Annotated in this window: 9 protein-coding genes and 1 pseudogene; 8 read left to right on the forward strand and 2 right to left on the reverse strand. The window is 59.5% G+C overall.

The window, feature by feature from the left end; translation table 11 throughout:
• The first annotated feature begins 27 nt into the window (after positions 1-27).
• From pstB (BANAN_RS01785) to BANAN_RS01810, 6 genes are all read left to right on the forward strand, one after another.
• A complete protein-coding gene (pstB, locus tag BANAN_RS01785) occupies positions 28-807 on the forward strand; it encodes a phosphate ABC transporter ATP-binding protein PstB (RefSeq protein WP_014697266.1) in 780 nt (259 codons plus the stop codon).
• 340 nt (positions 808-1,147) lie between these two features.
• Positions 1,148-2,284, forward strand: a complete 1,137-nt coding sequence (locus BANAN_RS01790) for a phosphate ABC transporter substrate-binding protein PstS (RefSeq protein ID WP_014697267.1) — start codon at positions 1,148-1,150, stop codon at positions 2,282-2,284.
• Between the two features lie 64 nt (positions 2,285-2,348).
• Entirely contained in the window at positions 2,349-3,284 is a 936-nt protein-coding gene (pstC, locus tag BANAN_RS01795) for a phosphate ABC transporter permease subunit PstC (protein ID WP_041777090.1), read from the forward strand.
• Positions 3,281-4,282: a phosphate ABC transporter permease PstA gene (pstA, locus tag BANAN_RS01800; RefSeq protein ID WP_014697269.1), complete on the forward strand. Its 1,002-nt coding sequence runs from the start codon at positions 3,281-3,283 to the stop codon at positions 4,280-4,282. The genes pstC and pstA overlap by 4 nt, the downstream gene beginning before the upstream one ends.
• A gap of 15 nt (positions 4,283-4,297) precedes the next feature.
• Positions 4,298-5,077 carry a phosphate ABC transporter ATP-binding protein PstB gene (pstB, locus tag BANAN_RS01805; RefSeq protein ID WP_014697270.1) on the forward strand — a complete coding sequence of 260 codons (780 nt, stop codon included), beginning with the start codon at positions 4,298-4,300 and terminating at the stop codon, positions 5,075-5,077.
• A gap of 235 nt (positions 5,078-5,312) precedes the next feature.
• The gene (locus BANAN_RS01810) at positions 5,313-6,707 is read left to right on the forward strand and encodes an NCS2 family permease (RefSeq protein WP_041776944.1); all 1,395 of its coding nucleotides are present in this window, start codon (positions 5,313-5,315) and stop codon (positions 6,705-6,707) included.
• A gap of 109 nt (positions 6,708-6,816) precedes the next feature.
• On the opposite strand, the gene BANAN_RS01815 is transcribed toward BANAN_RS01810, so the two are convergent.
• Positions 6,817-8,061 carry a DNA translocase FtsK gene (locus tag BANAN_RS01815; RefSeq protein ID WP_014697272.1) on the reverse strand — a complete coding sequence of 415 codons (1,245 nt, stop codon included), beginning with the start codon at positions 8,059-8,061 and terminating at the stop codon, positions 6,817-6,819.
• Between the two features lie 273 nt (positions 8,062-8,334).
• Positions 8,335-8,826: a hypothetical protein gene (locus BANAN_RS01820; protein ID WP_014697273.1), complete on the reverse strand. Its 492-nt coding sequence runs from the start codon at positions 8,824-8,826 to the stop codon at positions 8,335-8,337.
• A gap of 202 nt (positions 8,827-9,028) precedes the next feature.
• On the opposite strand from BANAN_RS01820, the pseudogene BANAN_RS08755 reads away from it, so the two are divergent.
• Both BANAN_RS08755 and BANAN_RS07945 read left to right on the forward strand, forming a co-directional pair.
• Positions 9,029-9,340 (forward strand): annotated as a pseudogene (locus BANAN_RS08755) (PHP domain-containing protein); the annotation flags it as partial.
• Between the two features lie 556 nt (positions 9,341-9,896).
• Positions 9,897-11,735 (forward strand): McrB family protein, encoded by a 1,839-nt coding sequence (locus BANAN_RS07945; protein ID WP_014697275.1) that lies wholly within the window; start codon positions 9,897-9,899, stop codon positions 11,733-11,735.
• The last annotated feature ends 2 nt before the right edge of the window (positions 11,736-11,737 follow it).

Raw genomic sequence — 11,737 nt, forward strand, 5'->3', positions numbered from 1 at the left:
AATTCACGACAGCTAAGGAAAGAACGAATGGGACAGCAAATCGACATTCGGCATCTCAACATCTACTATGGCAGTTTCCTCGCAGTCGAGGATGTCAATCTGCACATCGCCGCGAACAAGGTGACCGCGTTCATCGGACCATCCGGCTGCGGCAAGTCGACGGTGCTGCGCACGCTCGACCGCATGCATGAGATCACACCGGGTGCGCATGTGACCGGCGAGGTGCTGCTCGAGGGCAAGAACCTCTATGCGAAGGATGTGGATCCGGTGGCTGTTCGCCGTGATGTGGGTATGGTGTTCCAGCGGCCGAATCCGTTCCCCACCATGTCGATCCGGCAGAACGTGCTCGCGGGGGTGTCGCTCAACAACCGCAAGATCTCGAAGTCGGATGCCGACGACCTGGTGGAGTGGGCGTTGCGTGGCGCGAATCTGTGGAACGAGGTCAAGGACCGTCTCGACAACCCCGGCATCGGGCTCTCCGGCGGCCAACAGCAGCGCCTGTGCATCGCGCGAGCGGTGGCCGTGCACCCACAGGTGCTGCTCATGGACGAGCCATGCTCGGCACTCGACCCGATCTCCACGCTCGCCGTTGAAGATCTCATTGAGGAGCTCAAGCAGGACTACACGATCGTCATCGTCACGCACAACATGCAGCAGGCCGCCCGCATCGCGGACTATACGGCCTTCTTCAACCTCAAGGCCGTGGGGCAGCCCGGGCATTTGGAATACTTCGCCGATACGTCGACGATGTTCAACAACCCGCAGAACGAGGAAGCCGAGCGGTACGTTTCGGGCCGCTTCGGGTGAGCGGTACGGCACGCGCCGGATGCCTGCGGCGGGGCCGGCGACTCTCGCTTCGTCGAGGTGCCTGCATGGCGCGGCTTCGCTACGCCGGCAGCACGCTCCTCAGCAAGAGTCGCCGGCCCCGCCGCAGGCATCCGGCACATGCCGGGTTGGAGCGATGAATTTGGAATAGGCCGTCCTGTGCATGCGCACAGGGCGGCTTTTTTATTTGTTGGGGGAGTGTTCACCGGGTGTTCACCGAATCTGGTCCGGAAGCCCCAGAACCGCTTTTACGCTGGAAGTGTAATGCAAATCCACGAAGTCGCAGGGACTTCGTTTGCATGAGAAAGAGAGAACACACTCCATGCGTAACCGAATTCCGACCCGCTCCATCGCCGTGGTCTGTGGCATGGCCCTACTCACATCCGTCGCGGCTTGCGGCGATAACACCGCATCGACAACGGATGCTGCACCGTCCACCGTGGCCATCGATGAGTCCGTCGCATCGCTCACCGGCGAATACACAGGCGCCGGCGCTTCGTCGCAGCAGACAGCTGTGGAGGCTTGGATCGAAGGCTTCCGCTCCATCGCTCCGAAGGCAACTGTCGCTTACAATCCGTCGGGATCAGGAGCCGGTGTGAGCACATTCCTCACCGGCTCCACCGCTTGGGCCGGTTCCGACAAGGCCTTGAGCGCCGACGAAGTGGAGCAGTCGAAGGGCGTATGCGCCTCGGGCACCGCCTTCGACGTGCCGGTATATGTGTCGCCGATCGCCGTCGCGTTCAACCTCGATGGAATCTCGACAGCGGGTAAGCACATCAATATGGATGCGGCGACCATCGCGGGAATCTTCAACGGCTCGATCACCAAGTGGAACGACGAGAAAATCCGTGAACAGAACGCAGGACTCGAACTGCCCGATCTGGCGATCACCGTCGTGCACCGCTCCGACAAGTCAGGCACCACGCAGAATTTCGTAAGCTATCTCAAGGATGCCGCGCCGGATTCCTGGACCTACGAGCTTTCGGAGAACTGGCCCAACGAGGTGGGGCAGGGTGCCAAAGGCACCTCCGGCGTCATCTCGACGCTCAAGCAGGCAAACGGCACCATAGGGTATGCGGATTTCTCGCAGGTGGGCAGCCTGGGAACGGTGGCCGTCAAGGTGGGTGACTCGTATTCGCCGATTTCCGCCGAAGCCGGTTCGAAAGTCATCGCCGACTCCAAGGTGAACACCACGGTGGATGGCGATAACCGCATCGTCGTCGACATCAACCACAACACGTCCGCCAATGGCGCCTACCCGATCGTGCTGGTTTCCTACGACATCGTGTGCCCGGCCTACAAGGACGCCAACACCGCGAAATTCGCCAAGGCATGGCTCACCTACGTCACCGGCGACGAAGGCCAACAGGTCGCACAGACCGCCGCCGGCGTTGCGCCGCTTCCCGCGGATCTGGCGAGCAAGGTCAAGGCGTCGATCGACCAGATCAAGGTCGACTGATGCCATGAGCAGTGCACATTCGTACGGGCTGCACAGAACCGGTACAACCGATCCCGAGGCGAACATGCTCCGACCATCCGGCGGCGCAACGGCCAATCGTCTGTTCAAAGGCGCCGCCTACGGTTGCGGCATGCTGATCCTCGCGGCACTCGCAGTAGTGGCGGCCTTCCTGCTCATTCGTGCCTGGCCTGCGATCGCAGGCCCCCGTGAAGCCACCGACGCCGTGATTGAGAGTTTCACCGGCGGCAGGTTCACCACATTCCTGCAATATGTGGGTCCCCTGTTGTTCGGTTCGGTGCTGGTGGCGGCACTCGCGCTGGCCATGGCGTTCTTCGTGGCGATCGGCATCGCGATCTTCATCTCGCAGTACGCGCCAAGGCGTCTGGCCTCCGGTCTGAACGTCGTTGTCGACCTGCTCGCTGCGATTCCATCGGTGGTCTATGGCCTATGGGGTGGTCTCGTGCTCGTCCCGGCCATCTCCCCGTTCTGGGATTGGGTCTGCCGGCATTTCGGATGGATTCCCCTATTCGCCGGTCCGGCCTCGAATCCGCCGCGCACCGTGGCCAGTGTCGCAGTGGTGCTGGCCGTCATGATCCTGCCGATCATCACCTCGATGACGCGTGACGTGTTCATGCAGACACCTCGGATTCACGAGGAGGCCGCATTGGCGCTGGGCGCCACGAAATGGGAGATGATCAAACTCGCCGTGCTGCCGTTCGGCAGGTCCGGCATCATCTCGGCCTCCATGCTCGGCCTTGGTCGCGCGCTCGGCGAGACGATGGCCGTGCTCATGATCCTGTCTCCCGGATTCAACTATTCGTTCAATCTGCTGAAGGCCTCGCAGAACCAGACAATCGCCGCGAACATTGCCGCGCAATATGCCGAGGCGAACAATCTGGGCGTCAGTGTGCTCATTGCGACGGGCCTGGTGCTGTTCGTCATCACGTTCCTCGTGAATTACCTGGCCCGCAGATTGACAGGCAGGAAGGTGACCTCATGACGACACTCGAGCATAATCCCGCCATGGAGACGCAGCGGATCCTCCCGGAGATCGATGTGGACCGATTCCGTCCATCGCGCTCGACCAGCAGGGCACGCCGGCGCAAGGACCGCATCATGCGCGTGCTGTTCACCGCCACGTTCGCAGTGGCGACGATCCCGCTCATCTCACTGCTGTGGACGACGGTGGCCAACGGACTCAAGCGCCTTGATTCGGGATTCCTCACCCACAACATGACCGGCGTCATCGGCGGCAACCCGACGGCGGCCGGCGGCTATGGCGGTGTGCTTCATGCGATCATCGGCACATTGGAGATCACGCTGGGTGCCATGGCCATCTCGATTCCCGTCGGGGTGATGTGTGCGGTCTATTTGATTGAATATGCGCGCGACGGCGGTCTGACAAAGTCGATTCGTCTGCTCGTCGATGTGATGAGCGGCATCCCGTCGATTGTCGCCGGTCTGTTTGCGCTCTCGTTGTTCGCCATTGTGTTCGGTCCCGGCACCTTCAACGGTTTCGAGGGGTCGGTGGCGTTGTCGCTGCTCATGGTGCCCACCGTGTGCAAATCGTCGGAGGAGATGCTCAAAGTGGTGCCGGACTCATTGCGGGAGGCGTCGCTGGCGCTCGGGGTGACCAAGCAGCGCACGATCACGAAAGTGGTGCTGCGCACCGCGCTGCCAGGCATCGTGTCGGGCGTCATCCTCGCCGTAGCGCGTGTGATAGGTGAGACGGCACCGCTGCTCATGACCGCCGGCTACATCGTCTCGACGAACGCGAATCTGTTCTCCGGGCAAATGACCACGTTGCCCGTCTACGTCTACCAGGAATATTCGAAACTCAATGCGAACTGCCCGCCGAATGCCGGCGCAGCATGCGTGGCGACGATCCCGATGGAGCGTGCGTGGTCGGCCGCGCTTGTGCTCATCGTCATCGTGCTCATCCTCAATCTGATCGGGCGAATCATCGCGAGAGTCTGCGCGGTCGACGCCGAACGCTGAAAGGACCACATCGATATGGGACAGCAAATCGATGTCAATCATCTCAATATCTACTATGGCGACTTCCTTGCGGTCGAGGATGTCAATCTGCACATCGCCGCGAACAAGGTGACCGCGTTCATCGGCCCGTCCGGTTGCGGCAAATCCACCGTGCTGCGCACACTCGACCGCATGCACGAGATCACGCCGGGCGCCCACGTGAAAGGGGAGGTGCTGCTCGAAGGGCACAATCTGTACAGCAAGGACGTCGATCCCGTGGCCGTGCGGCGTGATGTGGGCATGGTGTTCCAGCGGCCGAATCCGTTCCCCACCATGTCGATCCGTGAGAATGTGCTTGCCGGCGTGCGCCTGAACAACAAGAGAATCTCGAAATCGGACGCCGACGACCTGGTCGAATGGGCGTTGCGTGGCGCGAATCTGTGGAATGAGGTCAAGGACCGCTTGGACAACCCCGGCGTGGGATTGTCGGGTGGGCAGCAGCAGCGCCTGTGCATTGCGCGAGCGGTCGCTGTGCATCCTACCGTACTGCTCATGGACGAGCCATGCTCGGCGCTCGACCCGATCTCCACGCTGGCGGTGGAGGATCTCATCAACGAACTCAAGCAGGACTACACGATCGTCATCGTCACGCACAACATGCAGCAGGCGGCGCGAGTGGCCGACTACACGGCGTTCTTCAACCTGAAGGCCGTGGGGCAGCCCGGGCATCTCGAGTATTTCGCTGATACGTCGACGATGTTCAACGATCCACAGAACGAGGAAGCCGAGCGGTACGTCTCGGGTCGATTCGGGTGAGGGCTTCACCGTCTGCCGTGGCGTGGGTCGGGCGTCGGACCGGCTCCCGCTTCGTCGGTTGTCTGCGTTCCGTGGCGCTCCTCAGCGGGAGACCTGCGGCCGACTAGGGGCATATCCGTGGCATAACGCGCCCATGTAACGACCGTGTTTTACACACTCGTGCTAGCTTTTTGCTGTCCTGTCGCTTGCGGCGGGGCGGCAGAAAAGAGTTCACGAGAAGAATACAGGGTTACTCATGGAGAAGTTTTTCCATTTGAAGGAAAACGGAACGTCGGTTTCCACTGAGGTCATGGCCGGCCTCACGACGTTCTTCGCAATGTCTTACATCATCGTCGTCAATCCGCAGATCCTGTCGCAGACGGGTATGCCGTGGGGCGGCGTCTTCCTGGCGACCATCATCGCAGCCATCATCGGCACGCTCGTCATGGGCCTGTTCGCGAACGTCCCGTACGCACAGGCTCCTGGCATGGGTCTCAACGCCTTCTTCACCTACACCGTGTGCTTCGGTCTCGGCTTCACCTGGCAGGAAACGCTCGCCATGGTGTTCCTGTGCGGTCTGATCAACATTCTGATCACCGTGACCAAGGTGCGCAAGATGATCATCAAGGCCATCCCCGAACCGCTCCAGCAGGCCATCGGCGGCGGCATCGGCCTGTTCGTCGCTTACGTGGGCCTGCTCAACGTCAACTTCATCACCTTCACCCCGAAAGACACCAAGGCCGCCGGCCAGGGCCTGGCCACAGGCGCCACCCCGGGCATGGCGACGCTCAACAACCCGACGCTGTGGCTGTTCCTTATCGGCCTGCTGCTCGCCATCGTGTTCACAATCCTCAAGGTCAAGGGCGGCCTGCTGCTCACGATCATCATCACCGCCGTCATCGGCATCCCGATGGGCCTGACCACCATGAGCAACTCCGTTTCGCTCGGAGAGACCTTCTCTCAGCTGCCACAGACCTTCGGTGCCCTGTTCACCGGCGAGGGCTTCGGATCGCTGTTCTCCGACCCGGCCAAGCTCCCGCTTGTGCTGGTGACGATCTTCGCGTTCTCGATGTCCGACACCTTCGACACGCTGGGCACCTTCATCGGCACCGGTCGTCGCACCGGCATCTTCTCGAAGGCCGATGAGGAGTCGCTCGAGAACGGCCACGGCTTCTCGTCGAAGATGGACAAGGCCCTGTTCGCAGACTCCATCGCCACCTCGATCGGCGCGATCTGCGGCACGTCGAACACCACCACCTACGTCGAATCCTCGGCAGGCATCGCCGCCGGCGGCCGCACCGGCTTGACCTCTGTCATCGTCGCCGCCTGCTTCGCCATCTCCGTGTTCTTCGCACCGGTCATCTCGGCCGTGCCTGGCGCCGCCACCGCTGGTGTGCTCGTGATCGTCGGCTGCCTCATGGCCGCCTCGCTCAAGGAAGTCAAGTGGGACGACATCTCGGAAGCCATCCCGGCGTTCTTCGCCTCGGTGTTCATGGCGTTCTCCTACTCGATCTCCTACGGCATCGCCGCCGGTTTCATCACCTACTGCATCGTCAAGGTGTGCAAGAAGAAGGCCAACGAGGTGCATCCGATCGTGTGGATCGTCTCCGCGCTCTTCATCCTCGATTTTGCGTGCATGGCGATCCTGTAATGCGCACGTGCGCGTGAGATGTGCGTGAGATATGGGAAGGTCCGCGTCACCGGTGTTATCGGTGACGCGGACCTTCCTCGTATATATGGGGTCGTACTGGGATGATGGTTCAGAGCGTCTTCAGGAACGCGTCGGCTGTGGGATACGGCGGTCGCGGCTGCTTGCGGACGTGCGCGATGACGTTGCTGATTTCGGTTTCGCCGATCCAAGGGGTCTGTATACGGACCGGGGGTTCGATACGCGTCGGGGAGAACGATGCATCGCCGTTCCCGATGAGTGTCTCTGCGCCGCCGTAATCGAGGTTCGCCCTGGATTCGAAACCGGTGTGCATTGCGAAGGACAGCCGTGCCGGGAAATTCGCTTTCGTCGCGGCGGATATCACTTTGTAGGAATAGGACTGCATCGTCGAAAGCACAAGGTGTACGTCGGCGCTTGCGCCGAGCTGTGAGATGCGGCGGATCGCCTCGTCTGCGCCGTTTCCGGTTCCCAACAGTAGGTCCGCTGGGTCGTTGACGATGACGATGATGGTCGGATGCACGTTGGCTTGCTGCGCTGTGTCCGTGGGGGCCTGAACCGTGCCGTCAAGGATCCTGGTCCTGAAACGCCTGTTATGGCAACGGTCTTCGTAGCGTGCGTCTATGTCCTTCGTGACCCATTCCAACGCCTGCATCGCCTTGTGTGGATCGGTGATGAGCGGTGTGAGCAGATGGGGGATGCGGTGCGCGCCGGCGTATGCCGAGAACTCGATGCGTGTGGTGTCGATCAGCAGGATGCGCACCTGGTCAGGGGTCGCGCGCATGAGGATCGTCGCGAGCATCGCGTGGATGAAGCTCGATTTGCCGGTATCCTTCATGCCGCCGATGAGCATATGGGGCATCGCCGTCATATCGGCCGTAACGATGCGTCCGCCGCAGTCCTTGCCGATTGGGACAAGGGTGGGGGTGGCGTCGTCCGCCATCTCATGCGAGCACAATACATCACCGAGATGTACGATCTCGGGGGTCGCATTCGGGATTTCGATGGAGATTGCGCTCTTCCCGGGAATCGGGGAGTACATGCGCACCTTGGAGGTCGCGGCGGTATAGGTGATGTTCCCTCTGAGGTCCGCGATGTCGTCGGTCCTGACACCGGGGCCGATCATCACCTCGTATTGTGTCACCGCTGGTCCACGGTGGAATGTGGACACATGGGCGTCCACATCGAGCTGTCGGAACATCGTATCCAACTTGGCCGCGATGTCCTCTTCGCTCCTCGTCGCGCGCGGGGGCTGCTCGTGTGCCAACAGATCTAGGCTGGGCATGTGGTACGTCTTACGGGACTGTGGTCCGTCGTATGCGGTGCTGGACAATGTCATCACTCCTTGACTTGGGTACTTCAGGACGTGAAGTAGTGCCGGTTTTCTTGACGTCCGCTGCAGCAGATGCAACCATCATACTTTGAATAAAGATAACAAGTCAAGAAGTATGACTTCTATGTAGGGTGCCGATATCGTGTGTCCGATGACGGGAGTGATGGGATGGGTGGGGCGGATGCGCACAGTCGCATGGGTGTGATGGGTCCCGTCTCAGTGGATGGAGTGTTGTGGGGGAACGTCGGTTGCGGCGTGTCGCGGGAGTACCGTGAAGGCCTATCGGGAGGCGGCTTTGCGCTTGTCCTCGTAGATGACGGTCGTGCCGTCGGCCACGTCCTTTGGGGGGAGGATGGCCTGTTCGTCGATGTAGGCGATGGGGTTCTTCGACGCGTTGCGTTGCACGAGTTTGCCGTACCAGGGGTCGTATTCGGGGCCGGCTACGCTGCCGAGCAGCTGGATGCGGCCCTGGCGGTAGTCGCCGCCCTTGATCACGCCGTCGATGTTGGCGACGCAGCGCACGATCTTGTTCGGATCGATGACGATGGCGAGGTCGCAGCGGATTGCTCGACCCGGCTCGAGTTTCCACCAGCCGCTGCTGCGGTGCCACACCTCCTCGCGTGCGGCGCGCGGGTCGACGGCCTCGAGCGCGGCGAGGGCTTCGTCCCAGCCGATACGCGTACGCGGCGTGTTGGTGTTGCGATCGATCTCGTCGAAGTCAAGGTCAATGCCGTCGCGGATCTGAATGGTCATGATCTCTCGTGCAGCCACTTATCCACTCCTTGATTGGTGCATGCTCATGCCAATTCTACGCAAGGTTTGGTATCTGACGGTGGAGGGGTAGGGAGGGGGACATGAATAATGAAACTAGCTAACTTGCTATCTATATTAAAAGAATGATAGATTATCTCCCATATGATTCGAGTGATTGTTCTGGCGTGCAGTGTCATTGGTGACCGCAAAGGAGTGTGTCATGACTAGGTCGGAGGATTTCGTGCATTTGCACAACCACACGGAGTATTCGATGCTCGATGGGGCATCGAAGATTCCGCATCTGGTCGCGCGGGCGAAGGAACTCGGAATGTCGGCCGTGGGCATCACGGATCACGGGAACATGCACGGGGCCTATGAGCTGTGTCGTGAGGCGGTGAGGGCAGAGCTCAAGCCGATCATCGGAGTCGAGGCCTACGTGACGCCGGAGATCGCGCGGCAGGACAAGACGAAGGTGAGGTGGTGCAGGGCGGAGCAGAAGCGGGATGACGTGTCGGCGGGTGGACTCATCACGAAGGTGGATTCGCGTGTGTCGAAGAAAGGCAGCCGTTGGGCGATGGTGACCCTCGAGGATATGGACAGCTTCATCCTATGCATGCTCTTCTCGGCAAGGTGTACGAGGCGCATGCGGCGCAGTTGGCGGTCGACACCATTGTTCAGATTCGCGGCACAATCACCGAACGCGACAATGAGTACTCGTTGCGCGTCTCCAACCTGAGGGTGCTGCTCATACAGAAGGAGATGACCGGTCGGTGATGGTCCAGATCTCGGTCCAGGGGCTACGTCGGAGTTGCGTGGAACAGTTCGCCACTGTGCTCGTCAACCATCCGGGCTATTGCGAGGTCAAACTCGCCGTCGTCGGGGACAACAGGGATGTGACACTTATGACGCTTGGCGGCCGGCTCCGTGTGCGATGGGAACCAGGGTTTTCGCCGACATCAAAGTCCTGTTCGGTTCCTTTGCGTGCCTGTGAGATCTGCATCCAAAGTATGCAGCGTGAGGCCTAGATGGGAAAGAAATATGACAATGAAATCCATTTCATTCTATGATAGGCAGACTAGGATTGAACTATGACCGACCAGAGCGAGCTTGAACATTTCAAAGACATACTGAATGTCTACACCAATGTGGTGAACTACCTTATCCAGCATAAGGCAAAGTTCAAACCTGCAAAGGGCGGGGCTGCTGCTCATACAGCTGAGGGCGAGAAGGATGATGTCTCCGAAACATACATGACGTATGAAGAGGCGAATGAGATAGCTGAGAGATCCAAGACCGGCCCCGGCTTCGCAATCTCGCTGATGAAGGACGGCAGCAAGCCACGTCCAAAATTCGTGGAATTTCTGCGTAAATACAATCTATTGTCCCAGGGGGTACTCGACGACAAAAAGAGACTGAATCAGTATTTTCGGGTTGGTGGCGTCCCAATCACACTTCAGATTGGCGCCGGATATCAATTTCTCATGCCCGCAAAGACGTTCATCAACTATGGATGGGTCAACATCAACTACATCTTCGATGACAGCGGTGTCACTGCGTTGAAGTGCTGGATTCCCAAGCCGCAGAAGTTCGATTTAACTAACCAACGGCTCAATGCGCTCGTGAACCGTCTGGCGCAGGATCCCAATTACAAGGGCCTGAAACAACCCGTGTATGAGAAACGCTTTGCCGAATTCGGGCTCCATGACGATGCTATAACCCCTGGACTCGAAGCTTTATTCAATCAATTCAACGCACTTAAGGTGATTGCGGAAAGGAACGCTAGGGAGATGGCAGATGAAACGAATGGCATTTTCGGCTTCGCGCGGCTCAAGGATAAGATTGACGAAGCTGCAATCCGCCCTGTCCAAGTAAAACTAGAAGATGCTGAACGGACTAACCGTACTGCTGAGAACCTGATATTCCACGGCGCTCCCGGCACCGGCAAGACATTCAGCGTGCTTCGCGCCGCCGCCGAGCTCATCGCCGCAGATAACGCCGACGAATCGGGGGCGACCAAAGAGCTTCGCGAGATTCTCGACAAGGCGGAGATGAGCGGGAGCAATGACTCCTCGGTCGATTCCATCACGCTGTTCAAAGTGTTGCAGAAGAACCCGCGCTTCGAATTTGTGCAGTTCCACCCGAGCTATGATTACACCGATTTCGTCGAGGGCCTGCGTCCGGTGCCGGTCAAGGCTGATGCGGATTCCGCTGACTCCGCTGACTCCACCGTTCCCACCGGCAGCGGCTTCGCATTGCAGGCCGGCACGTTCATGGAGTTCTGCGCCCGCGCTCGCAAGGATTCTGGGCACCAGTACTATTTCCTGATCGACGAGATCAACCGCGGCGACATCTCGAACATCTTCGGTGAGCTGTTCTTCCTACTCGACGGTGGATATCGTGGGGTTGGTGTGACGACGCAGTACGCGAATCTGCACATCAAAGCATTCAGCGACAAGTACCTCAATGAGGAAGGCAAATTCGATATCCCCGACAACGTCACAATCGTCGGCACGATGAACGATATCGACCGCTCCGTCGATTCGTTCGATTTCGCCATGCGCCGTCGGTTCCGCTTCATTGACATCAATTGGCAGTCAAGTATTGAGCTCCGCTTCGAGGACGACACAACCGCATATCCGCAGTTGAACAAGGTCAAGAACCTCATGGCTCGTATGAATAATGCCATCGCTGGCGCTGATTACCCGACCCTCAACGCCGATTATGCGCTCGGCGCCTCGTACTTCGCTTCGATGGCACAGGCCGAAAGTGACGAGAAGTATGACGAGGAGAAGGCCGTCACATGGGATCAGAAGATCAAGCCGCTGCTTGAGGAGTACCTGCGTGGCAACGTGGACGGCAAGACCATCGGCGATTTGCAGAATGAATGGAACAAGAAGGACGACAAGTCGGCGTCCGACAAGAAGTGACG

Source organism: Bifidobacterium animalis subsp. animalis ATCC 25527, from assembly GCF_000260715.1.
Lineage (GTDB): Bacteria > Actinomycetota > Actinomycetes > Actinomycetales > Bifidobacteriaceae > Bifidobacterium > Bifidobacterium animalis.